Source organism: Erythrobacter crassostreae, assembly GCF_019204045.1.
Taxonomy (GTDB): domain Bacteria; phylum Pseudomonadota; class Alphaproteobacteria; order Sphingomonadales; family Sphingomonadaceae; genus Erythrobacter; species Erythrobacter crassostreae.
The window spans coordinates 1,281,025-1,305,203 of sequence record NZ_JAGSPC010000001.1 but is presented as its reverse complement, the minus strand read 5'-3'; the positions used below and the strand labels follow the sequence as shown (position 1 = coordinate 1,305,203).

Annotated in this window: 23 protein-coding genes and 1 other RNA gene; 9 read left to right on the top strand and 15 right to left on the bottom strand. The window is 56.2% G+C overall.

Features of this window, described 5'->3' with window-relative positions; all coding sequences use genetic code 11:
* The first annotated feature begins 54 nt into the window (after positions 1–54).
* The gene (locus KCG46_RS06380) at positions 55–1,539 is read left to right on the top strand and encodes an FMN-binding glutamate synthase family protein (RefSeq protein ID WP_218404444.1); all 1,485 of its coding nucleotides are present in this window, start codon (positions 55–57) and stop codon (positions 1,537–1,539) included.
* 14 nt (positions 1,540–1,553) lie between these two features.
* Here KCG46_RS06380 and KCG46_RS06375 read toward each other — a convergent pair whose 3' ends face one another.
* The 6 genes from KCG46_RS06375 to KCG46_RS12620 form a co-directional block, all read right to left on the bottom strand.
* Positions 1,554–2,342, bottom strand: coding sequence for a TspO-related membrane protein (locus tag KCG46_RS06375; protein WP_218404443.1), 789 nt, complete (start codon positions 2,340–2,342; stop codon positions 1,554–1,556).
* Between the two features lie 63 nt (positions 2,343–2,405).
* Positions 2,406–2,829: RNase P RNA component class A (gene rnpB / locus KCG46_RS06370), an RNA gene on the bottom strand.
* A 72-nt stretch (positions 2,830–2,901) separates the two neighbouring features.
* Positions 2,902–3,615 (bottom strand): aquaporin Z, encoded by a 714-nt coding sequence (gene aqpZ / locus KCG46_RS06365; protein ID WP_218404442.1) that lies wholly within the window; start codon positions 3,613–3,615, stop codon positions 2,902–2,904.
* An 82-nt stretch (positions 3,616–3,697) separates the two neighbouring features.
* On the bottom strand, positions 3,698–4,417 hold the full coding sequence (locus tag KCG46_RS06360) for an N-acetylmuramoyl-L-alanine amidase (protein WP_218404441.1): 720 nt from the start codon (positions 4,415–4,417) through the stop codon (positions 3,698–3,700).
* On the bottom strand, positions 4,414–5,067 hold the full coding sequence (locus tag KCG46_RS06355) for a histidine phosphotransferase family protein (protein ID WP_218404440.1): 654 nt from the start codon (positions 5,065–5,067) through the stop codon (positions 4,414–4,416). Before KCG46_RS06355 ends, KCG46_RS06360 begins: the two co-directional genes overlap by 4 nt.
* 195 nt (positions 5,068–5,262) lie before the next feature.
* On the bottom strand, positions 5,263–5,964 hold the full coding sequence (locus KCG46_RS12620; protein ID WP_255551804.1) for a Mov34/MPN/PAD-1 family protein: 702 nt from the start codon (positions 5,962–5,964) through the stop codon (positions 5,263–5,265).
* A gap of 51 nt (positions 5,965–6,015) precedes the next feature.
* Here KCG46_RS12620 and KCG46_RS06340 point away from each other — a divergent pair, with 51 nt between their 5' ends.
* On the top strand, positions 6,016–6,960 hold the full coding sequence (locus KCG46_RS06340; protein ID WP_218404439.1) for an RluA family pseudouridine synthase: 945 nt from the start codon (positions 6,016–6,018) through the stop codon (positions 6,958–6,960).
* 77 nt (positions 6,961–7,037) lie between these two features.
* Complete coding sequence (gene rpoH, locus KCG46_RS06335) at positions 7,038–7,994, top strand: RNA polymerase sigma factor RpoH (protein WP_255551803.1); 957 nt, start codon at positions 7,038–7,040, stop codon at positions 7,992–7,994.
* Positions 7,995–8,067: 73 nt separating this feature from the next.
* On the opposite strand, the gene KCG46_RS06330 is transcribed toward rpoH, so the two are convergent.
* The 3 genes from KCG46_RS06330 to KCG46_RS06320 all read right to left on the bottom strand — a co-directional run bounded on the left by KCG46_RS06330 (position 8,068) and on the right by KCG46_RS06320 (position 10,711).
* Positions 8,068–8,589, bottom strand: a complete 522-nt coding sequence (locus KCG46_RS06330) for a hypothetical protein (protein ID WP_218404437.1) — start codon at positions 8,587–8,589, stop codon at positions 8,068–8,070.
* An 84-nt stretch (positions 8,590–8,673) separates the two neighbouring features.
* Positions 8,674–10,011: an amidohydrolase gene (locus tag KCG46_RS06325; RefSeq protein WP_255551802.1), complete on the bottom strand. Its 1,338-nt coding sequence runs from the start codon at positions 10,009–10,011 to the stop codon at positions 8,674–8,676.
* A 73-nt stretch (positions 10,012–10,084) separates the two neighbouring features.
* Positions 10,085–10,711 (bottom strand): hypothetical protein, encoded by a 627-nt coding sequence (locus KCG46_RS06320; RefSeq protein WP_218404436.1) that lies wholly within the window; start codon positions 10,709–10,711, stop codon positions 10,085–10,087.
* Between the two features lie 68 nt (positions 10,712–10,779).
* Here KCG46_RS06320 and mtgA point away from each other — a divergent pair, with 68 nt between their 5' ends.
* The 5 genes from mtgA to KCG46_RS06295 all read left to right on the top strand — a co-directional run bounded on the left by mtgA (position 10,780) and on the right by KCG46_RS06295 (position 14,505).
* Positions 10,780–11,451 carry a monofunctional biosynthetic peptidoglycan transglycosylase gene (mtgA, locus tag KCG46_RS06315; RefSeq protein ID WP_218404435.1) on the top strand — a complete coding sequence of 224 codons (672 nt, stop codon included), beginning with the start codon at positions 10,780–10,782 and terminating at the stop codon, positions 11,449–11,451.
* Positions 11,452–11,456: 5 nt separating this feature from the next.
* Positions 11,457–12,431, top strand: coding sequence for a cation diffusion facilitator family transporter (locus KCG46_RS06310; protein WP_218404433.1), 975 nt, complete (start codon positions 11,457–11,459; stop codon positions 12,429–12,431).
* Positions 12,431–13,012 carry a sigma-70 family RNA polymerase sigma factor gene (locus KCG46_RS06305; protein WP_218404431.1) on the top strand — a complete coding sequence of 194 codons (582 nt, stop codon included), beginning with the start codon at positions 12,431–12,433 and terminating at the stop codon, positions 13,010–13,012. The genes KCG46_RS06310 and KCG46_RS06305 overlap by 1 nt, the downstream gene beginning before the upstream one ends.
* Positions 13,009–13,788, top strand: a complete 780-nt coding sequence (locus tag KCG46_RS06300; protein ID WP_255551801.1) for an anti-sigma factor — start codon at positions 13,009–13,011, stop codon at positions 13,786–13,788. Before KCG46_RS06305 ends, KCG46_RS06300 begins: the two co-directional genes overlap by 4 nt.
* 153 nt (positions 13,789–13,941) lie before the next feature.
* On the top strand, positions 13,942–14,505 hold the full coding sequence (locus tag KCG46_RS06295; protein ID WP_218404429.1) for a fasciclin domain-containing protein: 564 nt from the start codon (positions 13,942–13,944) through the stop codon (positions 14,503–14,505).
* Between the two features lie 115 nt (positions 14,506–14,620).
* On the opposite strand, the gene KCG46_RS06290 is transcribed toward KCG46_RS06295, so the two are convergent.
* The 4 genes from KCG46_RS06290 to KCG46_RS06275 all read right to left on the bottom strand — a co-directional run bounded on the left by KCG46_RS06290 (position 14,621) and on the right by KCG46_RS06275 (position 18,770).
* Positions 14,621–15,166, bottom strand: coding sequence for a DUF2939 domain-containing protein (locus KCG46_RS06290; RefSeq protein ID WP_218404427.1), 546 nt, complete (start codon positions 15,164–15,166; stop codon positions 14,621–14,623).
* Between the two features lie 45 nt (positions 15,167–15,211).
* Entirely contained in the window at positions 15,212–16,489 is a 1,278-nt protein-coding gene (gene clpX / locus KCG46_RS06285; protein ID WP_218404425.1) for an ATP-dependent Clp protease ATP-binding subunit ClpX, read from the bottom strand.
* 206 nt (positions 16,490–16,695) lie between these two features.
* A complete protein-coding gene (locus KCG46_RS06280) occupies positions 16,696–17,400 on the bottom strand; it encodes an ATP-dependent Clp protease proteolytic subunit (protein WP_218404423.1) in 705 nt (234 codons plus the stop codon).
* 83 nt (positions 17,401–17,483) lie between these two features.
* Positions 17,484–18,770 carry an acyltransferase family protein gene (locus KCG46_RS06275; protein ID WP_218404421.1) on the bottom strand — a complete coding sequence of 429 codons (1,287 nt, stop codon included), beginning with the start codon at positions 18,768–18,770 and terminating at the stop codon, positions 17,484–17,486.
* A gap of 172 nt (positions 18,771–18,942) precedes the next feature.
* On the opposite strand from KCG46_RS06275, the gene KCG46_RS06270 reads away from it, so the two are divergent.
* A complete protein-coding gene (locus KCG46_RS06270; protein ID WP_255551800.1) occupies positions 18,943–20,553 on the top strand; it encodes an amidase in 1,611 nt (536 codons plus the stop codon).
* Positions 20,554–20,562: 9 nt separating this feature from the next.
* Here KCG46_RS06270 and KCG46_RS06265 read toward each other — a convergent pair whose 3' ends face one another.
* Both KCG46_RS06265 and tig read right to left on the bottom strand, forming a co-directional pair.
* Positions 20,563–22,317 (bottom strand): methyl-accepting chemotaxis protein, encoded by a 1,755-nt coding sequence (locus KCG46_RS06265; protein WP_218404419.1) that lies wholly within the window; start codon positions 22,315–22,317, stop codon positions 20,563–20,565.
* 206 nt (positions 22,318–22,523) lie between these two features.
* Positions 22,524–24,146 (bottom strand): trigger factor, encoded by a 1,623-nt coding sequence (gene tig / locus KCG46_RS06260; RefSeq protein ID WP_218404417.1) that lies wholly within the window; start codon positions 24,144–24,146, stop codon positions 22,524–22,526.
* Positions 24,147–24,179 lie beyond the last annotated feature (33 nt).

Sequence of the window (24,179 nt, the reverse complement as noted above, 5' to 3'; positions counted from 1 at the left end):
ACTCAGTTCCAGTGAGCGAACGTCTGCTCACAGGTTCTTTTGGGAGGAAACACGATGACCGCCGTTCTTGACGGGCTAACCAGCCTATTCATTTTTGCCGTAGGGCTAGTGGTCCTCTCATTGATCGTGTTGTTCGTGATCGATCGCTATCAGACAGCCGACACAGTCCGACGGAACTATCCCGTGATTGGCCGGATGCGGCACGTCTTGTCCGAGCTGGGCGAGTTCTTCCGGCAGTATTTCTTTGCCATGGATCGCGAAGAGATGCCGTTCAACCGGGCCCAGCGTGATTGGGTCGATGATGCGTCGAAAGCCAAATCCACCAATGTTGCGTTCGGCTCGACCCGAAATTTGGATCCGGTTGGCACACCTATTTTTGTAAATTGCCCTTGGCCGACACTGGAGCGTGATGCTGTGAAGGCTCCCCCGATGCCGATCGGCGGAGGCGCGGCGCGTATCCCTTATGACGCGCCTTCGGTCTTCAATATCTCCGGTATGAGCTACGGTGCGCTTTCTACACCGGCCGTACGCGCATTATCGAATGGCGCGGCCAAGGCTGGTTGCTGGATGAACACTGGTGAGGGCGGTCTTTCACCATATCATCTCGAAGGCGGCTGCGACATTGTCTTCCAGATCGGCACCGCAAAATATGGCGTGCGCGACGAGGATGGAAACCTGTCTGACGCAAAACTGCGCGAAGTTGCAGCGCACGAACAAGTCCGCATGTTCGAATTGAAACTGTCGCAAGGCGCAAAGCCTGGCAAAGGCGGAATTCTGCCAGCAGCAAAGGTCAACGCAGAGATCGCTGAAATACGCGGTATTCCCGAGGGCGAGGCCTCGATTTCGCCTAATCGTCATACGGATATCGGCAGCACCGAAGAACTGCTCGATATGATCGCCCACATCCGCGAAGTCACCGGAAAGCCGGTCGGGTTCAAAACCGTGATCGGGGCTTATGGCTGGCTGGAGGACCTGTTCGCTAAGATCAACAAACGCGGTCCGCAAAGCGCGCCGGATTTCATAACTGTCGACAGCGGCGATGGCGGGACCGGTGCCGCGCCAATGCCCCTTATCGACAATGTCGGACTTACCCTCAGAGAGGCGCTGCCCATGCTGGTTGATCTGCGTGACAAGGCTGGCCTGAAAGACCGCATTCGTATCGTTGCAAGCGGCAAACTGGTGACCCCAAGCGAAGTTGCTTGGGCGCTATGCGCTGGCGCAGATTTCACCATTTCTGCACGCGGTTTCATGTTCGCGCTCGGCTGTATTCAGGCGATGAAGTGCAACAAGAACACCTGCCCGACTGGTATCACAACCCACGATCCAAGCCTGCAACGCGGCCTTGATCCAGCTAACAAAGCTGTGCGCGTTGCCAATTTCGTAAAGCAGATGCGCAAGGAAGTTGGTGTGATTGCGCATTCAGTTGGCGTCACAAATCCGCGCGGGATGAAGCGATACCATGTTCGCTTGGTCTGCGCCGATGGCCGTTCACGCCCGCTTGATGAACTGTACCCAACCTTCGTATCCCAAGCCGCCTAAGACAGCCAAAGCGATCAAATTCCTAACCAATGCCGACGGTTGTGAGGGTTAGCGATACCAATCAGAGCCGCGAGCGCCACAAGCAGGCCTGATGCGATGCATGCCAAAGCGATCATGCCTTCTTCCTGACCTCCGCGAAAATATATCGCGGTAAGCGCCCAGCAAAATACGAGGGCATACCAAGGGTTGCCCCTGCTTCGCACCGTCGCAAGGGCCGCGATCACACCGCCAATTGCGACCATTGCTGCAGTGACCAGCGGGTAGGTCATTTCTCCGCTCACGCCGATATAGCGCAAGGTGGCGGATACGTTGACGATGCTCGCCGCGGTCAACCAAGCTGCGAGAGAGCTGAAGACCAATGCAACAAGCCACCGTTCTTTCGCCGTGAATTCCGTGTGTTTCACCAACGTCCGAAGGACCATCAGGAGTCCTATCAGCGAAACGAAAATGATGATAGCGGAGACCACCGTCAGATTGTTAAACTGGGTGTATGCCGCCCAAACTCCTTGCGCGGCGAGAGCAATAGATGCGGGCCAGCAGATGCGATTGAGGAGCGCGTTGAAACGCTGCGCTGGAAGCGCCTGCCAGATTGCAAAGATCAAACACCCTAAGAAGAGCGGGCCCCAAATAGAAAAAGCCCAGCCGGATGGCGTGATAAGTGTCCTGACCGAGTCGGATCGCTCTCCAATCTGTTCGCCGAAACCGAGCGCAGGCAGGAATGTCGAGCCAACCTGACAGATAACCGCGAGGATCGGGGCAGCGCGTTGCAGAATACTTCGTTCGTCAGAGCGTATAGTTTGCATAGCCGTTCAACGATCCCGAGCATGGGCCGTTCCATCTACATTGCATCACGAGACAGAAAAGAAATGTCAGGGGGCTTCATAAGCCGGGTTCTGTGTCCGCACGCGGTATCCGCCCAAATCTCTTCGGGGGACCGGCCGCGCGGTGGCAGCCATTCGTCTAGGCCGTCCGTTGCCGAACGGCTCAAGCAGCCAACCCGGATCTCTCGGAGCGATGCACTCCTGCCTAAAAGGCGCGAGACCCCTATTTGGCCTTGCTCCAGGTGGGGTTTACCATGCGGACGCTGTTACCAGCAGCCCCGGTGCGCTTTTACCGCACCCTTTCACCCTTGCCTGTGACCGTTAGGTCCATCGGCGGTACACTCTCTGTGGCACTTTCCCTAAATGCCCGCCCGAAAGCGGGCACTCGGCGGGCGTTACCCGCCACCTTTGCTTCGTGGAGCCCGGACTTTCCTCGAACGAGAACGCTCGCGGCTGCCTCGGCCCCCTGACCAGCCCGCGCATACAGAAAGGGCCGGCTTTAGGAAAGCCGGCCCTTCACTATTGCGATATTTGGTTCGGCCTATTCTTGACCGCCAATGTTATCGATCGGCTCATCGGGCGAGATCATTTTCCAGATGATCGCGCCAATGGCCGCGCCGATCAGCGGTGCGACCCAGAACAACCAAAGCTGCGGAACTGCCGCCGTGTCGGCATAAAACGCCACGCTGGTCGAACGCGCCGGGTTAACCGAAGTGTTTGTCACCGGAATCGAGATCAGGTGGATCAGCGTAAGCGCAAGACCAATCGCGATCGGCGCGAATCCAGCCGGCGCTTTCGATGATGTCGATCCGAGGATCACGATAAGGAACCCTGCCGTAAGGACGATTTCAATGATCAGCGCTGCCGTCATCGAAAATCCGCCGGGCGACAATTCGCCGTATCCGTTAGAAGCGAAACCGTCTGCTTGGAAATCGGAAACGCCGCTCGCGACCAGATAAAGCATACCGGCAGCAGTGAATGAGCCGAGCAACTGCGCGATCCAATATGGAACCAGCTCGCCCCAGCTAAATCGTCCGCCCAACGCAAGACCAAGCGAAACTGCCGGATTAAAGTGCCCGCCAGAAATCCCTCCAACAGCATAAGCCATGGTCAAGACGGTGAGACCAAACGCCAGCGAAACGCCGGCAAAACCAATCCCCAGCTCGGGATAGGCTGCTGCGAGAACTGCGGAACCGCAACCTCCAAACACCAGCCAAAACGTGCCGATAAATTCGGCTCCAAGTTTTCTCATCATTGCAGACCCCTCCCTCTGGTCGTCCGGCGATCATCAAAGCACATTTCTTCCGCACCTGCTGAAAAGACCTGTAAATTCCTCTCTAACGCGCCGCCCCCCGGTCCCGTTCAAGTAGCAAATGCCACAGGATCGCGCCCAGTTGTGCGTCATAGCGGCCTTCGATCTTTTCCGGCCGCCAGCGCCTTTCAAACGCTTCGATCGTCTTGCGGCCTTCGGTAATATCGTATCCATAGCGTTCCAGCGCGAGGATAAACGCGCCCTCATTGTGGAACGGATCGACCTGTTCGATCTTCTCCGGCTTGGGCAAACACAGGCCATATTCAGCGAGCCGGTCCCACGGGAACAGTTCGCCTGGATCAATCTTCCGCAATGGCGCGACATCGGAATGCGCTACGACGTTGGCCCGCGGAATATCGTATTCTTTCACAATCCGCGCGACGAGGGGCACAAGCGCCTCAAACTGCGCGTCGGTAAACTCACGGTACCCGCCTGCATGGCCGGGATGATCCAGCTCGATCCCGATACTGGCGGAATTCACATCTTTTGTGCCCCGCCAAAACGACACGCCTGCATGCCAAGCGCGTTTTTCTTCGGGCACCAACTGGGTGACGATACCCTCTTCACTGATCAGGTAGTGTGCGGAAACGCCCGCATCGGGATCGGTCAAACGGTCTAGCGCAGTCTCGACCGGCTTCATTTCGGTGTAATGCAACACCAACATCGTAATCGGAGACGCACGCTCATTGAAATTCGGTGATGCTCTCACCGCATGAACAAGCTCGTTTATCTCCATTCCGCTCATCCAATCATGCCCTCTGGCTCCGGTAAGACAGCGCCCAGCACCAGCGCCTCGTCAGTCACGGCATATTGCAGACCGCCGCCAATCTCTTCGGCAAGCAACGCAATCATATGCGCCGCAGCCGTGCGACTGGTGATTTCAGGCGCAGTAACGTCGCCCTGCAGCGCTTTGCCGATCACTTCGTCAAATGCGATCTTGGGTCCCGTCGCACGGGCCACAATTTCAATATTCCCGTCGCGTTTTTCCGCACCGATATCCAGCGTCCCGCCGCGCACCAACGCCTCGAGCGCGATTTGCGAAAGGTTCAACATCACTTTGACAGCTGGTTTTGGGAGGCTGCTGTCATTAAGCGCCCAGTTGAGCTCGACCCGCTTTTTGTCAGCGGCGAGTGCGTTCACAACATCCTGCGCTTCTTCGACAGGTACGTTTTCGCCGAAACCACCAGCCGCCCCGAATGCGAGGCGGAAGAATTTGAGTTTATCGGTGCTGATCTTGGCGCTTTGCTCAAGCAATTCGACGCAGCGAGCGCGCATTTCAGGGTCTTGTTCGTCAGCGAGCAATTCAAGACCGTTGGCAAGCGCACCAACAGGCGAAAGCATATCATGGCAGAGGCGCGAACACAGCAGTGCAGCGAGATCGGTTTGCGAGGTCATTCAAGAAATCTCATGGACAATTTTGTAGGGGGTGGGTGACACAGAACGCAGCCGCCAATTGGTCGCCGATGAATGATAAGTCATTGTTATCGCTATAATCCCATCAAATCCACCGGCACCAAGTGTGACTTTAGCGCTGAGAGAGGCAACTAGAGCAAATAAATCGCCTGTATGCACCCTCTGATTTTACAAACCTTAGCGGCTTCCAACATCGTAGGAAAGCGCATGGAACCCGTCTTTGTCGTCCGTCCAGAACATCATGCCGCCTCCTGCGATGATTGCCCATACTTTGCCATCATGCGTCGCCATCTTTTTGTCCGTTTCAGACGGGTACGCATCGCCCGTTGGGTGAGAGTGGAAATATCCCATCAGGCGCAAACCGCCCTTGCGTTCTGCTTTGTGCGCATCAATCAAAGCCTGCGGATCAATCTCGAAATGGGTTTGCGGGGTCGGATGTACATTGAGCGTTTCGATGACGCCGGTGATGCAGCCCCCCTCGCCCAACAATATCCCGCAGCATTCAAGCGGGTGGGCGGCTTTGGCGGCTGACTGCATCGCTTCAAGAACATCTGCGACGACAGAAACCCGTTCACCCTGAGCCTGTCGAAGGGTGGATTGCGTCCGCGAGCGCGCCAATCGGCTTAACTCATCCCAGCGTCGATCGATAAGGGCTTCTTTCTTCGCTCGGCTCCACCCTTTGATTTGTCTTTCGGCGTTCAACGCTTCATATCGTTCACTGAATTCCTGTGACCAGACGAGGCGCACAGGCCGCCGAGAATTGGTATACCCACCGAGATGTCCGGTGTGGTGCTGAGAAATTCTCCGTTCGAGATCATCCGTATGACCGGTGTAATATGACCCATCCGAGCAATGCAGCATGTAGGTGTAGAACGGCATGGCCGAACCGTAGCGCAGTTTCGTCCTTCGACAAGCTCAGGACGAGCGGACATGGCTGAGAGCGAGACCATCACGGGCAAAATCGTCGCGCCTGCTCGCCTAGACAAGGCGCTGGCCGATTCGACGGATCTGTCACGCGCACGGGTGCAAACCCTGATTGCAGATGGGCATGTCGAAATACGCGGAAAGGTCGCCTCATCCCCTTCAGTTAAGGTCAACGAAGGCGAAACATTCCGAATCTCAGTGCCAGCGGCAATTGAAGCCGAAGCAAAGCCGCAGGATATCCCGCTTTCTGTCGCATTCGAAGACGAGCATCTGATCGTGGTCGACAAGCCTGCTGGCATGGTCGTGCACCCTGCGGCGGGCAATCGGGATGGCACACTGGTCAATGCTCTGCTGCACCATTGCCGCGGGCAATTGAGCGGTATTGGCGGCGTTGCCCGCCCCGGTATCGTACATAGGATCGATAAGGACACGTCCGGCTTGCTCGTGGTGGCCAAATCCGATGCCGCGCATGAAGGGCTCGCCGCGCAATTTGCCGACCATTCGATCCACCGCCGATACCTTGCTGTTGTGGGCGGCCACCCTTCCCCATCGGTAGGCACAATTGACGAGCGAATCGGGCGCAGCGATGCGAACCGAAAGAAAATGGCTGTGCTCGACAAGAATTCCTCACGCGGGAAGCATGCGGTTACCCATTATAAGGTTTTGCAAGTGATGGATGGTGCGGCGCTGATTGAGTGCCGACTCGAAACCGGACGCACGCATCAGGTGCGTGTTCACTGCGCATCAATAGGCCATGCTTTAATAGGAGATCAGACTTACGGAAAAACACCCAAGAGCTTGAAAACGCTGATTTCGCAGCTCGGATTTGCACGCCAGGCTTTGCACGCCGCCGAATTGGGCTTCTTGCATCCAATCTCGAACAAATCCGTATCTTTTTCGAGCGATGTTCCCGCCGATATGAGGGAACTAATCGACCAACTTGGGCGTTGAATTAGATGAATGACATGTAATCCGGTTCAAACATCCGGAAACACGTCTATATGTAACCATGTGGCCCAAACAGACGGATGCCCATTAGGGGTCCATCAAACGAGGTCGACGCAAGAAAGGTTAGGGAAGAAGTGAGTAAAGCAAGAACGACGGTCCCGTCCCTCAGTGGTGAGCAAGGCCTCAACCGCTATCTGTCGGAGATCAAGAAGTATCCAGTGCTGACGGCTGAGAATGAGTACATGCTCGCCAAGCGCTATTCCGAACATGAAGACCCCGATGCCGCAGCGCAGTTGGTGTCGAGCCACCTGCGGCTCGTGGCCAAGATCGCCATGGGTTATCGCGGTTACGGCCTGCCCGTGTCCGACCTCATTTCCGAAGGGAATGTCGGCTTGATGCAGGGCGTCAAGAAATTCGAGCCCGATCGCGGTTTCCGCCTCGCGACCTACGCGATGTGGTGGATCAAAGCCTCGATTCAGGAATACATCCTGCGTTCGTGGAGCCTCGTTAAGATGGGCACCACCGCAGCTCAGAAAAAGCTGTTCTTCAACCTTCGCCGGATGAAGAAGCAGCTCGAAGCCTACGAGGATTCCGATCTGCACCCCGAAGACGTGACGAAAATCGCCACCGACCTCGGCGTGCCGGAGCAGGAAGTCGTCAATATGAACCGCCGGATGATGATGGGCGGCGATGGCTCGCTCAACACACCGATGCGCAATGGCGAAGATGGATCAGGCGAATGGCAGGACTGGCTGACCGATGATGGCCCGCTTCAGGATGAACTTGTCGCCGACGCGCAGGAATCCGAAGTGCGTCACGATATGCTGGTCGAAGCGATGGATTCGCTTAATGACCGTGAGAAGCACATCTTGACCGAACGCCGCCTGACGGAAAAACCGCAGACGCTCGAAGAACTGTCACAGGTTTACGAAGTGTCACGTGAACGCATCCGCCAGATCGAAGTGCGCGCGTTTGAAAAGCTGCAAAAAGCAATGCAGCGGATCGCAGGCGACCGGCTGTTGCCGGGCATGGCGTAAGCTTAAGCTGAACCAAGAAATACAGAAAGGGGCGCTCCTCGGCAGAGAGAGCGCCCCTTTATTATGTAAAAGACTATTCGGAGAGCGCGACGCGGAGCTCTTTGGCAACCGATGCAAGCGCTTCCTCGGTTACTTTGACTCCCTTGTCCTGACGGGCAGCATCGGCGACTTCCGATTTCATCGCTTCAATTTTCGGCACGGCCGCCTCGACACGGTCCTTCATGACCTTCTTTTGCTTCTTGGCTGTTTCGGCCTCCACTTCAGACCGCGCCGCACGGTTATTGGCATTGTTCACACTTGTCTGCTGAACCTGAACCCCGATCAGAACACCAGCAGCGCCGGTCGCAAGAGTACCAATTGCTGTAAGCAGGATTATGATCTGATCCCATTCTGACTTATCGAACGCTCCAGTCTGAGGGCTTGTGCCCGTTTCGGCTTCTCCACCCATTGCGATGTGGCCCAACAAAAAGACGATGACCAAGAGGTAGACCGCCACGATGGCGAATGCAGACCACATACGCACCCCCACAATACGTTCTGAAATCGATGTTCCACTAGGAGTGGTTTGATTGTTCACAACTACATCTTTTGACATCAGCCTATCTCCGTCCGTTCTCATGGAAGACGAATGCCCTAAGATGACGTGCTCGGCGCGTGACTGAGATCACGCTTGGAGGGGCTAATTCGCCGGCGCCAAATCCATTACCGCTGCGATCATCGCGCGCGTGCCCAGTGTCACGCTTTCGCGCGGAGCGATTTTGAACAAGGGTGAGTGATGCGATGGAACGCGCGGGCCGCCATTCTTGGCTGCCTCAAATGCTTCCGGCGGTGTCCCGCCCACCGCGAAATAGTACCCGGGGACGCCGTATTCATCAGCGACGAAGTAAGCGAAATCTTCTGCGCCCATTCCGCCTTGGACGAATGGCAGAAACGTGTCTGCGCCCAGATCACGCTTGATCACATTGTTTAACCTGCGCGCCAATTCCGGATCGTTGTTCGTGACCGGAGTCCCTTCGCTCACCTTCACAGTCACCGGCAGATCGTCTGGCAGACCATGCGTTTTGCCCATATTGACCGCAATCCGCTCAATCGCGGCGAGCAATTGTGCGCGGGTCTCTTCGTCATTGGCGCGCACCGTCAGTTGAAGATCGGCGCGGTCAGAGATGATGTTGTGCTTGGTGCCCGAGTGGATCGAACCGACAGTGATCACAGCAGGCGAAAGCGGGCCAATCTCACGGCTCACAATGGATTGAAGCGCGGTCACGATTTGTGACGCAATGTAGACCGGATCGCGGCCCGTATGCGGGCTGGCCCCGTGCGCACCGATGCCCGGCACCATGATGTCCACCGAATCCGCGCTCGAATATTGAATGCCTTCTGACGCCGTAATCTTGCCCGTTGCAAGCTGCGAACCGACATGGAATGCCAGGGCATAGTCAGGCTTGCCAAACCGGTCATAAAGCCCGTCTTCCAGCATTGCCTTGGCCCCGCCGACGCGCTCTTCCGCTGGCTGGACAACGAACATGATCGTCCCGCTCCATTGATCCTTCATCGCCGCCAGCCGCCGTGCAGTGCCGACCATCGATGTGATGTGCACATCATGGCCGCAAGCATGCATTACGGGATATTCCTTGCCATCCTGCCCGATTTGCGTGGCGGTGGATGCGTAATCGAGGCCCGATTTTTCCGGAACCGGCAAACCATCCATATCCGCGCGCAGCAGGATCAGCGGGCCATCACCGTTGCGCATCATGCCGACTACGCCGGTTCCGCCGACGCCTTCGGTCACTTCCATGCCCACGGCGCGCAACTCACTCGCCATACGCTTTGCCGTTTCCGTTTCGAGGAAGGAAAGCTCGGGATTTTTGTGAAAATGCACAAACAGCGGCTCTAGGTAACTGTCATAGAGCGCATCAATCGCATCGGTGCCGCCATGGTCATCGGCAATCGCCGGCATCGAAATTGTAGCAGCCGTCAAAGCGATTGCGGCTGCAGCGTTACGAAAAATGCGCATCATATTCCCCTGTGAAATGCTTTAAGCCCACACAAGCACGCTGCGCGGGACACCGCAAGGAGGCGCTGCTTCTGACCTATCGAGGTAAGCCATCAATCAAAGCGTCGAAAACTGAGGTGTCATAGCGATGCGGGCCGCGTTCCGACGCGCGCTTCGCGATCTCGTTGGACAATTCCTTCACCTCGGGAAAGGACCAGCGTACGCGGTCTGGCACAACATCCGATAGAGCCGCAAACCAAGCGATCAAGTGCGGCTGCAAAGCCAGATGCTCTTCAAAGTTATCTCGGCGACGCGAGTTGTCGTTTTCCTTTTGCGCGCGAGCGACATCATCATCGATCTGTTTCACGAGATAGAGATCGGCGAAGCCGAGGCGGCGCTCCGCCATTCTTTGACGCACCTCAATGGCAGCCAAAGCAAAATGATCGGGCCAATCGAACCCCGCTTTCTCCATACACCAGGAATAATGTATTTTCAGGGGATCGGTGTCGCAGACTCCAAATCCATGTTTGCGTTCAATATCGAGCGCCATTTGAAAACGAGCGGCATTATGATCCGCCCAAAACACCGCGTGCTCTTCTGCAGAAGCGGATTGCCATGGGCGCTCAGCTTTAACGGGCATTTCTGGCAGCCAGCGTCCTTCGCCAAACTGCCGCGAAAACGTTGTTTTCCCGGCGGCACTGATCCCCTCTGTGACAATAATCATGGCGTCTTTTGATAGCCTGTTGGCGCTCAGTCAATTGCACTGGCGAGCGGGAATGCTATCGACGATCTATGGTTCTCAAACTCGCCCGTATTCTTGCTAAGATCATCTTGTGGTTCATCGGGATTAGCCTGTTGCTTGTGATCGCGTTCAAATGGATACCGGTGCCGGTGACAGCAACGATGCTAATGGACGAACACGGCATTGCGAAGGATTGGGAAAGCCTCGACAATATCGATCCCAATCTGGTTGCGGCGGTCATCGCAGCGGAGGATTCCAAGTTTTGTGAACATTCCGGTTTCGATACCGAAGCCATTGAGAAAGCGATCAAAAACAACGCCCAAGGCGGCAAAATTCGCGGTGCTTCCACCATCAGCCAGCAAACCGCCAAGAATGTGTTCCTTTGGCAGGGCGGCGGATACTTCCGCAAAGGGTTGGAAGCTTGGTTCACGTTCTGGATTGAGAACATCTGGGGCAAAGAGCGCATCATGGAAGTGTATTTGAACGTCGCGGAAACCGGCATCGGCACATATGGCGCCGAGGCTGGCGCGCAGCGGTATTTTGGCAAATCGGCAGCGCAGCTTTCCGCTGATGAAGCCAGCCGCATGGCCGTGGCCCTTCCCAGCCCCAAAACGCGCTCTGTCGTCAATCCGGGCGGATGGCTGGCGCGATATGGTAATACGATTGAGTCGCGCATGCGGGTCGTAAAGGGTGACGGCCTCAATTCCTGCGTCTACGATTGATCGCGATGGGGCACGCACATTCACACAAAAATGGGCACGAGCATGGTCATGACCATGCGCCGGGGCGCGGCAACGGTGATACGGATTGTCACGGCCTGCACGATCATCATGGGCACCATCATGCACCTGCCGATTTTGGCAATGCGTTCCTGATCGGGATCGCGCTGAACACCGTTTTTGTTGTGATAGAGGCGGTCTTTGGGTTTCTCTACAACTCGATGGCGCTAGTCGCAGATGCGGGACACAATCTGTCGGACGTTCTGGCGCTAATGCTGGCTTGGGGCGCAAGTATTGCCGCCAAACGCCCGCCTTCGGAACGGTACACTTACGGCTTCAAAAGCTCGACCATCCTCGCAGCCATCGGAAACGCACTGCTACTCGCGGTCGCAATCGGAGCGATCCTGTTCGAAACGTTCCATCGGATTATGGAGCCGCAGGAACCGCAAGGGATGGTGATGATCATCGTCGCCGGGATCGGTATAGGGATCAACGCCTTCACAGCATTCCTCTTCATGCGCGGACAAGAAGATTTGAACATCAAAGGCGCTTACCTGCATATGGCAGCAGACGCGCTGGTTTCTGCCGGTGTTGTAATCGCAGGGATCGCCATCCTGTTCACCGGATTCTGGTGGATTGATCCGCTTGTGAGCTTTGCAATCGTCGCCATGATCGCTTGGGGCACGTGGGGCTTGGCCAAAGATAGTCTGAAGCTTGGGCTACTTGCAGTTCCTGCAAGGATTGACGTAGGCGAAGTGCGCGGCCATCTGGCAGGTCTTGAAGGGGTGGAAGCTGTGCACGATCTGCATATTTGGCCAATGTCGACGTCGGAGACTGCTCTGACCGCGCATCTTGTGATGCCTGGAGCGCCGTGCACTGACGAATTCCTTCACCAGATCGCTCACAGTCTCGAAGACAGGTTTGGCATCGGCCATGCCACGATTCAGATCGAACGCGGCACCGATTGCGAGACGGATTGCTGATGGTTGGCGCTCCGACACCGGCCAGTACAGAAGCACGCGAGGCTCTGCGCGATGCGATGGTACGTCTGGCCGAAGGCGACAGCACGGCGCTTGAACAGATATACTCTGCCACCCGCGTGAAACTTTACGGGATTTGCTTCCGTATCTTGGGAGACACGAAAGAGGCAGAAGACGCGTTGCAAGACGTATATGTGAACTTATGGCAGCGGGCTGACCGCTACGACCCGGACCGAGCGAGCCCGATTTCGTGGCTGGCGACCTTTGCGCGCAACCGCGCAATTGACCGGCTGCGCACTGGCAAAGTGCGCGGCGGTGCTGTGCCAGTCGAAGAGGCAGTTCCCTTGCCAGACGCCGCCCCTCTCGCCGATCAATTGATGATCGACGGAGAACGTGCAGCGCGTGTTCACACCTGTCTTGAGGCGCTGGAGGAACCCGCGCGCACCAATATCCGCTCCGCATTCTTTGATGGCAGCACCTACGCCGAATTGGCAGAAGACGCCGACGTGCCCCTCGGCACAATGAAAAGCTGGATCCGCCGCGGCATGATGAAGCTGCGCACTTGCCTGGAGACGGGCGAATGAGCGATAAAAACGAAATGACTGATGGCATAGAACGCGATGATGCCATGATCGCAATCGAGTACACATTCGGCTTGCTTGATGGCCAAGAGCTGATGACCGCGCGAGGCCGCGTAGCGAATGATCCGGCCTTCGCCGCAGAGGTTGCGCTGTGGGAAGAGCGCTGCGCACCTTTGTTGGACGAGATTGCACCGATGGAACCGCGCGCTGATCTGTGGCCGCAAATCGCCGCCAGCGTTGCGGTTCAGCAAGCCGATCAATCGGACGAAGATGCCGGAGCGTCTTCCAACGTCGTTGACCTGCAAGCGCGCGTGCGCCGCTGGCAATGGACCGCTGGACTGACATCCGCCGCTGCCGCAGTCGCGCTGGCTTTTGCCGCGTTTGGCCCAGATGCAACGCAAGCACCCGGCCAAGTCCCACCAACGCAAATCGCAACTGCCGACCCGCTGGTCGCGCAAGTGCCAATTGGTGACACAGGCCTACGGCTTGATGTGACGTATATCCCTGACAGCGAAAAAATGTTGATCGGGGCGATCGGCCTGACTGCCGACGGAGTGCACGATCACGAGCTTTGGCTGGTGCCTGCCGATGGCGGCGATCTGCAATCATTGGGCGTTGTTGAACCAGGTAAGGTGCTCTCGATGGAGCTGCCAGAGACGATAGCGCAGAACCTCGATGACGGTGTCCAATTGGTGCTCACACGCGAACCAATCGGCGGGAAACCCGAAGGTGTCGATGCAGGCCCTGTTGTGGCCGAGGGCGCGTTCTCTCAAGTCTGATTTGGGACGCAGCGCATACGCGCATTTCATCGCTAGAATCATTCAGTTCATCAAAAATTTCAATTAGTTGTGATTTTTTCGCATCCGCTTGATCCGGGCATGCGTAGCTCCATATGCAAGATCCGGGAGGGCTTGCAGACAAAGGAGAAACCAATGCCTGTAACCCCGAAAACACTTAAAGCCGCAGCTTTCGCTGCACTCGCTGCAACCACTGGAATGGCCGCTGTAGCGACCGCTCCGGTAGCCGCACATGACCACGCCAAAAAGGCAGCGCCAAACATTGTTGAAACCGCCCAAAGCACTGGCGTTCACAACACACTCGTCGCTGCTGTGACCGCAGCTGGCCTTGGCGAAACATTGTCGAGCCCCGGCCCGTTCACAGTCTTCGCACCGACCGACACTGCCTTTGCAAAGCTGCCGGACGGAACCGTCGCGACATTGGTGAAGCCTGAGAACAAGGGCACGCTGACCAATATCCTCACCTATCACGCTGTCGCTGGCCGTGTGACCGCAGGTGATCTGGTCGCGCTGATCAAAAAGCACGGTGGCAGCGCCTCGATTGACACCATTTCCGGCGGCAAACTGACCGCGCGCCTGTCGGGTGACACAGTTGTGATCACCGATGCGGCTGGCCGCGCAACTGCCGTCACAACAACCGATGTCATGACATCAAACGGCGTAATCCACGTGACCGACGGAGTGTTCCTACCCGGTTAAACCTTACACCCCACCGCGTCGCTCCATCGTTCCCCCTCCCATCGGGGCGACGCATTTCACGACCCCGTCTGGCCATTCCCCCGGCCAGACGGGGTTTTCTTTTGCTTTCAGGGTGTCAATTACCGCGGTCCAATGTGCCTTCGGGAAGGTCCAATTCGACGAGTTTCCAGCCCAAGCCATCGCGCTCGAAAATCAACTTGGGCATTTCTTCACCATCTGGGCTGTCGGGCTGCGCGGAAAATCGCGAGATTCCCTCGCGCTCAATCGCCCATTCGGCCTCTTGCGCTTCCGGCTGTTCCGATTGGCTCTTCTGATCAGGGCTTTCCAGCCGACCTTTGCGCACAAGAGCCGCCATGGTTTCAGGCGTTACAAAACCATCGATGATAGGATCAATCATCGCCAAGCCAAGCGCTGACCCAAGTGCCTCCATCCCGACATTATCAGAAGTGACAACCTCTGCAGCCATCCGCGCTTTAAGATCGGCCTTCAAACCGTCACGCAGCCTAGGGAAGTCGATGCTTTCCTCAAGTTGCACCTCGTCACCGGATTGAGCAGCATCTCTCAACTGCATCATCGCGAGTCCGGGTGATGCAAAGTACCAGCCAACAACAGCCGCAATAACAATTGCGGGTATCCCAAATACAAGAAATTTGTTAGCCATTTTCTCTCCGATCACGATCTAACTATCGTGAATAGATAGAGAAAACTAGGCTGCCTCTTCTTTCTCGCCCTTATCATCATCGTTCGAGACGACGCGGATCGGGTCTTTCTTGCCCGACACCACATCTTCATCGATCACGATTTCGGACACATCGTCCATATCAGGCAGGTCGAACATCGTATCGAGCAGGATCCCTTCGACGATAGAGCGAAGACCGCGAGCGCCGGTTTTGCGCAGGATTGCGCGCTCGGCGATGGCGACCAATGCTTCGTCGGTGAAGGTCAGTGCGACATCTTCCAGTTCGAACAGCTTGCCATACTGCTTCACCAGAGCGTTCTTTGGCTCTTGCAGGATCGTGACCAGCGCATCGACATCGAGGTCATGCAGGGTTGCGATCACTGGCAGACGGCCAACGAATTCTGGAATAAGGCCGAATTTCAGCAGATCTTCCGGCTCACTCTTTTCGAGCAATTCGCCAACTTTGCGCTTGTCCGGATCGGCAACATGCGCACCAAAACCGATTGAGCGTTTCTGAAGGCGATCGGCGATAATCTTATCAAGGCCTGCAAACGCGCCGCCACAGATGAACAGGATGTTCGTCGTATCGACTTGCAGGAATTCCTGCTGAGGATGCTTGCGGCCGCCCTGCGGCGGAACAGAGGCAGTGGTGCCTTCCATCAGTTTCAGTAGAGCCTGCTGAACGCCCTCACCCGACACGTCGCGCGTGATGGATGGGTTTTCCGCCTTACGGGTAATCTTATCGATCTCGTCGATATAGACGATGCCGTGCTGCGCTTTTTCGACGTTGTAATCGGACGATTGCAGCAATTTCAGAATGATATTCTCAACGTCTTCACCGACATAGCCGGCTTCGGTCAGGGTGGTGGCGTCGGCCATTGTGAACGGTACATCGAAGGTGCGCGCCAATGTCTGCGCGAGCAGTGTTTTACCCGTGCCGGTTGGGCCAACTAGCAGAATGTTCGATTTCGCAAGCTCAACATCGCCTCCGGACTTGCCAGAATGTTTGAGCCGTTTGTAATGGTTGTGCACGGCAACCGCGAGGTTCCGTTTCGCGCTGTTCTGACCGATCACGTAATCGTTGAGTGTTTCGAAAATTTCGCGCGGAGAAGGAACTTCGCCCTCTTTCTTACCCGCGATACCGGCCTTCGTCTCTTCGCGGATAATGTCATTGCACAGCTCAACACACTCATCGCAGATGAATACTGTAGGCCCTGCGATTAGCTTGCGCACTTCATGCTGCGACTTACCGCAGAAACTGCAGTAGAGTGTGCTTTTGCTGTCAGATCCGCTCAATTTCGTCATCCTGTAATCCTCGAATCTCTCGGTTTCACAGGCCTGTGAACCCGGCGAGATTCGGCAACTTTATCTGTCATGCCGAATGAATCAACTCATTCGCACGGTTTTTCGGTCCGCATGGGACGTGATTTGCGCACCCATGTGGCCGAATTATCAATCTGATACGAGGCCTGTCCCGCTGCGGGGCGAACCCGGATCAAACGGTCACAGCCTTACTCGGGCGCGCCGCCAGAACCGTCTTTCTCGTCGCCTTCTTCATTCTCGGGGCGAGTCTCGAACACTTTGTCGACAATGCCAAATTTCTTGGCTTCATCCGCTTCGAGGAAGGTATCACGGTCCATCGATTTCTCGATCACGTCCAGTTTCTGGCCGGTGTATTTCACATACAGATCGTTCATGCGTTTCTTGATCCGCAGGATTTCTTTGGCTTGTATCTCAATGTCCGACGCCATGCCGCGCGCACCGCCAGAAGGCTGATGGATCATGATGCGGGCATTCGGCAAAGCAACGCGCATACCGGGCTCACCGGCTGCAAGCAGGAAGCTGCCCATGGATGCTGCCTGTCCCATACACACGGTCGAAACGCGCGGTTTGATGTATTGCATCGTATCATGGATCGCCATGCCGGCGGTCACAACGCCGCCGGGCGAATTGATGTACATGCTAATCGGCTTGGAAGGATTTTCGCTTTCAAGGAACAAAAGCTGCGCCGTGATGATCGAAGCCATGCCGTCTTCGACCTGGCCGGTCACAAAAACGATGCGTTCGCGCAGGAGGCGCGAGAAGATATCGAAGCTGCGTTCGCCCCGGCTGGTCTGCTCGACCACCACCGGCACCATGGCGCCAGTCAGAGGGTCGCGCGTGAATTGGCCTTGTGAGCCGTGAGTCTCGCCGGAATTGCCGAACAAATCGATCATATAGAAAACCCTTTTGAATATCGGACCAGCAATGTCGGGTCAGGCCGCTTGGGATTCAAGGGCTTTAACCTTTCAGATGCCAATCATCTGGGGGAAAGCGAACCGCCGGAGCCAACGGCACCGGATTGGGTTGCCGCCTTTTTGCGACTGCCACCCTTTGTGAAAGCCGCGAATAGGCCAGGCTGCTTCTTCACGGCTTCGATGTCGGTTTTACCGTTGAAAAGCAGTCGAACGATCGCGAAACGGCGCACCAGTCCCTCGTGAATTGCAATCACCGTACCCGCCGCAGCCACCGTCAGCACCGTGAATTCAATAGCGATATGCCAGTCGACACCGGTGAGCATTTGTCCGTAGATGTACACAAAACAGTGATGGAACAGGTACATAGACAGCGCACAATCGGCGAGCCACCGCGTACGAGCACCACCTTCGCTGAAAAAGCGGTGAAAGAACTGAAGGATGAACAGGACAATCGTCCAGATCGCGAGCTGATTGAGGAACAGCATGGAGATGCCAATTTCAAAGCTCTGTTCAGCATTGGGATAAGGCTGGAAGAACAGTGCAGCCGCCGCCGCATATGGCATCCACCAGCGCCACTCGAACAAAGAGCTCAGAAGTCGAGGCGACAATGCCGCCATGACGCCGATGACGAAGAACGGGAATTCGGACACTAACTTGTACCAGCTTTGGAAGCCTGGGAAGATGAGATCATAAGAGCCCGGGACCAAAGCCGCCGCCGAGTAATTTGCGGTATTGACGAGAGCAAAGATCAGCAAAGCGACCGCAAAAGCCGCGCTGCCTGATATCCGGCCCGCGAGCCTGTCGGAGAACTCAACAGCAAGACTGCGCAGGCGCGATTCCTTGGGCAATATCGAGTGGATCACGACTGCGAGCAGGAACATGGGGAGCAGGCTCACCAGGAACCACAAATGCAGTTGCCATGTGCCATTCGCCCAAATTTCAATGAATGCGGGACTGCCAATCCAGCTCAAAAATGTACCAGCCCCGCCGCTATCGACCCAGCGCAAGTAGTGTTCGATCATATTGAACGTCAGCGCGATTGCCACGAGCGGTACGGCTGTCCGAAGCAAACGGTTGGAAATGAAATCGCCCGCAGCGCGGCGCGTCAAAAGCAGCACCGCAAAGAATCCGCCGACAAAGAAAAACGTCGGTGTGACAAACAGGTGAAATCCGAAAATCAACCAGTCGAAAAAATCAGCGCGCGCTGTGTTTCCTGTGATCCATGGCCGCGCAGGCGCATAGACTGTGCCCGCATGCAGCGCGACCGAAAGGAACATCAACACGGAACGCGCACCATCAATGTCATGATAGTGTTTGCGTGCAAGCGGCACTTGGGTTGAATTCTGCATGACCATCCAGAGTTAGGGGTTAACTGGAGCGTCCTGTCCTACGCAGGGCTACGTCATGCTCAATCGCATGAAACTGTGCGTCCATTATTGAGACGTAAGGCTTCCAAATGGTTACCAGCCAATTCACCGCGCCCCTTGCGCGCCGCGCGGCAAGGCGGCAATCAAGCAAGCTATGACTACACGTAGAACCGCCTTGCTCGCCTCTGGCGCCGTCTTGACCGCGCTTGCCTTCACCATGCCGATCCATGCGCAAGACAGGGCACCGGAAACGCCGCCCGCCATGTCGCCAGGTACGATCACTCCGCCTAGCGTAGAGCAATCTCCCCGTCCGCAATCGGAAGCCGAGTTTCTGGCTTTGAGTGCGGTTCAGGCCATCGAAAAACGCGATGGCGGACCGGACGGATTGAACGCGGTCATCGCGCTGAATCCGAACTGGTATCAAGAGACCCGGGATGCCTCGCGCACGCGCACCATGCTGCGCGGCCGCACCGTGCTTGTGAAAGATAATATCGAAACACGCGAACTGCCCACCACTGCGGGGAGTCTGTCGCTTAAAGACAACCGCACAGGCCGTGACGCGCCGCTGATTGCCAATATCCGGCGCAATGGCGGCGTTATTCTTGGCAAGACCAATCTGTCGGAATGGGCCAATATCCGTTCGAACGATTCAACCAGCGGCTGGAGCGCGGTTGGCGGTCTCACCCGCAACCCGCACGCGATTGATCGCAATTCATGCGGCTCATCTTCGGGAAGCGGTGCAGCGGTTGCGGCAGGTTTTGCTTGGGGCGCGATTGGTACGGAAACCAACGGATCAATCACCTGCCCCGCTTCGATCAATGGAGTGGTCGGCTTCAAGCCCAGCGTCGGGATCGTCAGCCGGACACACGTCGTGCCGATCTCGAGCACGCAGGACACAGCTGGCCCAATGACCAAAATCGTATTTGACGCGGCTTTGCTGTTGACGGCGATGGCCGGTGAAGACCCGGCGGATAGCGCCACATTGACCGCGCAGAACCGGACCAACTACGCGTCCGGTCTTAGCAATTTCTCTCTCGAGGGTGTGCGGATCGGTGTGATGCGCAATCAAATCGGCAACCGTGATGACGTGCGCGATATCTTTACGCAGTCGCTTGCAGATTTGGAACGTGCTGGCGCCGTGCTGGTCGATGTAGAATTCGAAGTGAACAATCAGATGTTCGCCGATAGCTTCACCGTTTTGCTGTTCGAACTGCGCGAAGGGATGAACGCCTATCTGGAATCGATTCCGGCAATCGGCGGCACTGGTGACGAAACCGATTCAGATGTAGCCCCGCGAAGCCTCGCGGATCTCATCGCCTTCAACGAAGCCAATGCCGAAACGGAGATGCGTTGGTTCGATCAGGGCTTATTTTTGGTGGCAGAGCAGACCACTGACCGCGAGGCTTATGAGAAAGCGCGTGAAAATGCAGTCAGGATTGCGGGCAAGGAAACGCTCGACGTTCTGCTTGCCAATAACAATGTCGATTTTCTTGTCGCCCCGACACGCGGCCCTGCATGGGTCAGTGATCTGGTGGTGGGCGACAATTTCAACAGTTCCATCGGTTTTGGATCACCCGCCGCGATTGCGGGTTATCCGCATCTCACCGTGCCGATGGGCGCGGTTGAAGGCCTGCCAGTCGGCATTAGCTTCTTCGGCGCCAAGTGGGATGACCACGCAGTCCTGAAACTGGGCGCGGCCTATGAAAAAGTACGGACAGCAGATCTGCCAACGCCTTCGTTTGAACGATGGAAACCCGCCGACTAGTGAGCCAAATCAGGCAGCGCGTACCTGTTTCAAGAAATCACTAACGTGTTCGCGCAGCAATTCGGCCTGATCGTTCAGACCCGATGCGCTATCCAGAACCTGCGTAGCTGTCGCTCCGGATTGATGGGTAACCTTGCTCACATCGTCAATTGTCGCGCTAACTGTTTCCGTGTTGCGCGCGGCGATATCGATGCTGCGCGCGAGATCCTGACTCGCGACCGCTTGCTGATCGACTGCTGTCGCAATGGCGGAGGCTGCGGATTCCAATTCCACAACCTCTTCTGAGATCAAAGACAGCGCAGAAGCACTCTCTGCCGTGACGGACTGCATTTCGCGGATCAGAGTTTCCACCTCTTCGGTCGCGCGCCCGGTCCGCATGGCGAGCTCTTTCACTTCGGATGCAACCACAGCAAAGCCGCGGCCAGCTTCTCCGCCGCGCGCAGCCTCGATGGAGGCATTCAGCGCGAGCAGATTGGTGCGCTGAGCAATTCCGGCGATCACTTCTACAATCTGGCTGATCTTGCCTGCGGAATCGGTCAATCCGGCAATAGTTTTATCCGCCTGCTTCGCCGCTTTCGTTGCACGCTGGGCCCGCTGCGATGATGATCCTGCCTGACGGCTGACTTCATTGATCGAGAGCGAGAATTCGTCCGTAGCAGACGCCGCGCCGGTGATCCCGGCAGATGACTGTTTCAAATTGGAATTGGCGTTCTCAACCGACTTGGAAGAACTATCAACATTCTCAGCCAGCGCGTTCGCGGCCAAGTGCATCTCGCTGGATGCGGCGGCAACCTCGCTTGCGACGCCGCCGACGGTCTCTTCAAACTGATCGGCGAGTGATTGAAGCATTTCCGTGTGCGCGATGCGCTGTTTGTCGCGCTCATGCTGAAGCTCGCGCTCCCGCTCAAGCTCTTGCTCATGGTCTCGCTTAGCCTGTTCGGCCGACTGCTCCTGCACTTCGCGAAGGATGGTCAGAGAATCCGCCATTTTGCCAATCTCGTCATCGCGGCCAGCTTCGGGAATGGCGAGCGCCGTTTCGCCCGCTGCAATTCGCTCACTGGCATTGGCAATATCGACGATAGGTGAAACGACGCGGCGCGCCACAAGCCGTTTGCCAACAAATACCAGGCCAAGCGCGAGCAAGGCGCCCAAGGTCAGAACTGCGATAAGCATCTGAATTTCGTACAGACCCTCGCCCGAATATTGTTCTGTTCGGGTCGCTGCAATGTCGCGCAATTCAACGATTTGAAGCGCAGTGGTATCAATCTCGTCATAGCGCGGTCCGAGGAATGATTCTTCTTCCACGATGGTTCGCGGTGCATCGCGAACTTCTTCCATGATCGTAACGATACGGCCAAGGCCGGTTTCAAGATCATCGACGCGCGCGGCGAAGGCCGGATCGATCGAACCAGCCGAACCGCGAAGTTCGCTGTTCATTTCAATCGCGTCGCGGGCGTGCCGGATCGAGCTTTCGATTATCTCAGGCTCATATCCGCGAGCGCGATATGCACCCATATCATCTTTCGAAAGCGCGACACTGCGCGTCATGTTGGCAGTGAGGAAGGCGACGTTGGTAAGATCAGCGAGCGTGGTTGAACGCTGCTCGATCCGGACGGCCCCGATGGTTGCAACCGCACCCAATATCATGACGAGTATCGCGAACAGGTTGAAAACTTTGCCGACTTGGCTGCTGATCGAGCCCTTTTGAAGCCAGTCCAAGGCACGTGCGGACAGCGTCCTTTTGCCTTCAACACCGATATCCATCGCGAATCCCCAATCCGTTCGCTCCGTTGTCAGGAGCTTGTCGTACGTTGTCAGATTAGGTTTGGTAGGGATTTGAGGTTAATTTTGGGTAAGGGTCGCCACCTGAAAGATGCGCCGGACTTCGAAATCAAAAAAGGCCGCGTCTCGGCAGAGGCGCGGCCTTTTTGTCTCGCTTCCTTCAGATCGCAGCGACCCGAAGGACCGAATTAGTCAGCTTTCTTGGCCGGGGCCTTCTTAGCTGCAGGTTTTTTCGCCGGAGCTTTTTTTGCTGGCGCTTTCTTGGCTGCTGGCTTCTTAGCCGGAGCCTTCTTCGCAGCAGCGGGCTTTGCAGCAGGCTTCTTGGCTGGTGCTTTTTTGGCAGGCGCTTTTTTCGCGGCTGGCTTGTCGTCAGCGGCGGCCTTCTTTGCCGGGGCTTTTTTCGCTGGTGCCTTCTTCGCCGCAGGCTTTTTGGCCGTAGCTTTCTTCTTAGGTGCAGCCTTAGCCTTTTCGGCTTCGGCATCATCTTCAGCTTCAATCGCTGCCTGCAACTCTTCTTGCGTCACTTCACGCTCAGTGACGTCAGCTTTGTCGAACAGGAAGTCGACGACCTTGTCTTCGTATAGCGGTGCACGAAGCTGTGCCGCAGCCATTGGCTCTTGCTGCACATATTGAAGGAAGCGCTCGCGATCTTCTTCGCGGTATTGCTGGGCAGCTTGCTGGATTAGCATCTGCATTTCCTGCTGGCTTACCTCAACGCCGTTTGCCTGGCCAATTTCGGACAGGAGCAAGCCAAGGCGCACGCGGCGCTCCGCGATTGCACGGTAATCGTCTTTCTCGTCTTCGATCTGCTTAAGCGCTTCTTCGGGATTCTCTTCGTTCGAAGCTTCCTGCTGAAGCTGCTGCCAGATCTGCTCAAACTCGGCATCAACCATTGTCGATGGAACGTCGAAATCGTGGCCCGCGGCAAGCTGATCAAGCAAAGAACGCTTCATCTGAGTGCGGGTAAGACCGGCGGTCTGCTGTTCAAGCTGACCCTTCATGATCTCTTTCAGCTTATCGATGCTGTCGAGGCCAAGCTGCTTGGCGAACTCGTCATCAATCTTGGTGTCGGTTTCGACCTTCACCGCTTTCACGGTCACATCGAAAGTCGCTTCTTTACCGGCGAGATGCTCTGCCTGATAATCTTTCGGGAAAGTGACAGTGATGGTTTTCTCATCACCGGTTTTCACGCCAACGAGCAGCTCTTCAAAGCCCGGGATAAATGTGCCTGATCCGATTACCAGCGCAGCGTCTTCGGCTTTGCCGCCTTCGAACTCTTCATCGCCAAGCTTGCCGACGAAATCGATGATCAACTGGTTGCCGTCCGCCGCCTTTTTGGTTTTGGCAGCGTCTTTGTAGCTCTTGTTCTGACCGGCGATGTTCTGGATCGCCTCGTCGATCTGCGCGTCAGCGACAGGAACGACTAGCTTTTCAAGCTTGAGGCCGTCGGTGCTAGGCGCGTCGACCTGCGGAAGAACTTCAAGCTCGACTGTGATTTCGGCGTCTTTGCCTTCCTCATAGTCGTCACCAAGCGCGATGGACGGCTGCATAGCTGGACGCAGTTCTTCCTCTTTCATCAATTGGTCGACCGATTCGCGGATCACGTCATTAACGGTCTGCGCGTGGATCTGCTCACCATGCATTTTCTTGACGAGATTGGCTGGCACTTTGCCCGGACGGAAACCCGGCATCTGCACTTGCGGAGCGATCCGCTTGATCTCGGCATCGATCTTTGCGGTCAATTCAGCCGCGGTGATTGTGACGGTGTAGGCGCGCTTTAGGCCTTCGTTTGTGGTTTGCTTGGTTTGCATGGGGTTCTAACTAAAGCCTTCTTAAGCAAAATT

Excerpts from the sequence above, each read along its gene's own strand:
- KCG46_RS06380 (WP_218404444.1), top strand. The coding sequence starts at position 55 with ATGACCGCCGTTCTTGACGGGCTAACCAGCCTATTCATTTTTGCCGTA.
- KCG46_RS06375 (WP_218404443.1), bottom strand. The coding sequence starts at position 2,342 with ATGCAAACTATACGCTCTGACGAACGAAGTATTCTGCAACGCGCTGCC.
- aqpZ (WP_218404442.1), bottom strand. The coding sequence starts at position 3,615 with ATGATGAGAAAACTTGGAGCCGAATTTATCGGCACGTTTTGGCTGGTG.
- KCG46_RS06360 (WP_218404441.1), bottom strand. The coding sequence starts at position 4,417 with ATGAGCGGAATGGAGATAAACGAGCTTGTTCATGCGGTGAGAGCATCA.
- KCG46_RS06355 (WP_218404440.1), bottom strand. The coding sequence starts at position 5,067 with ATGACCTCGCAAACCGATCTCGCTGCACTGCTGTGTTCGCGCCTCTGC.
- KCG46_RS12620 (WP_255551804.1), bottom strand. The coding sequence starts at position 5,964 with ATGCCGTTCTACACCTACATGCTGCATTGCTCGGATGGGTCATATTAC.
- KCG46_RS06340 (WP_218404439.1), top strand. The coding sequence starts at position 6,016 with ATGGCTGAGAGCGAGACCATCACGGGCAAAATCGTCGCGCCTGCTCGC.
- rpoH (WP_255551803.1), top strand. The coding sequence starts at position 7,038 with ATGCCCATTAGGGGTCCATCAAACGAGGTCGACGCAAGAAAGGTTAGG.
- KCG46_RS06330 (WP_218404437.1), bottom strand. The coding sequence starts at position 8,589 with ATGTCAAAAGATGTAGTTGTGAACAATCAAACCACTCCTAGTGGAACA.
- KCG46_RS06325 (WP_255551802.1), bottom strand. The coding sequence starts at position 10,011 with ATGATGCGCATTTTTCGTAACGCTGCAGCCGCAATCGCTTTGACGGCT.
- KCG46_RS06320 (WP_218404436.1), bottom strand. The coding sequence starts at position 10,711 with ATGATTATTGTCACAGAGGGGATCAGTGCCGCCGGGAAAACAACGTTT.
- mtgA (WP_218404435.1), top strand. The coding sequence starts at position 10,780 with ATGGTTCTCAAACTCGCCCGTATTCTTGCTAAGATCATCTTGTGGTTC.
- KCG46_RS06310 (WP_218404433.1), top strand. The coding sequence starts at position 11,457 with ATGGGGCACGCACATTCACACAAAAATGGGCACGAGCATGGTCATGAC.
- KCG46_RS06305 (WP_218404431.1), top strand. The coding sequence starts at position 12,431 with ATGGTTGGCGCTCCGACACCGGCCAGTACAGAAGCACGCGAGGCTCTG.
- KCG46_RS06300 (WP_255551801.1), top strand. The coding sequence starts at position 13,009 with ATGAGCGATAAAAACGAAATGACTGATGGCATAGAACGCGATGATGCC.
- KCG46_RS06295 (WP_218404429.1), top strand. The coding sequence starts at position 13,942 with ATGCCTGTAACCCCGAAAACACTTAAAGCCGCAGCTTTCGCTGCACTC.
- KCG46_RS06290 (WP_218404427.1), bottom strand. The coding sequence starts at position 15,166 with ATGGCTAACAAATTTCTTGTATTTGGGATACCCGCAATTGTTATTGCG.
- clpX (WP_218404425.1), bottom strand. The coding sequence starts at position 16,489 with ATGACGAAATTGAGCGGATCTGACAGCAAAAGCACACTCTACTGCAGT.
- KCG46_RS06280 (WP_218404423.1), bottom strand. The coding sequence starts at position 17,400 with ATGATCGATTTGTTCGGCAATTCCGGCGAGACTCACGGCTCACAAGGC.
- KCG46_RS06275 (WP_218404421.1), bottom strand. The coding sequence starts at position 18,770 with ATGCAGAATTCAACCCAAGTGCCGCTTGCACGCAAACACTATCATGAC.
- KCG46_RS06270 (WP_255551800.1), top strand. The coding sequence starts at position 18,943 with ATGACTACACGTAGAACCGCCTTGCTCGCCTCTGGCGCCGTCTTGACC.
- KCG46_RS06265 (WP_218404419.1), bottom strand. The coding sequence starts at position 22,317 with ATGGATATCGGTGTTGAAGGCAAAAGGACGCTGTCCGCACGTGCCTTG.
- tig (WP_218404417.1), bottom strand. The coding sequence starts at position 24,146 with ATGCAAACCAAGCAAACCACAAACGAAGGCCTAAAGCGCGCCTACACC.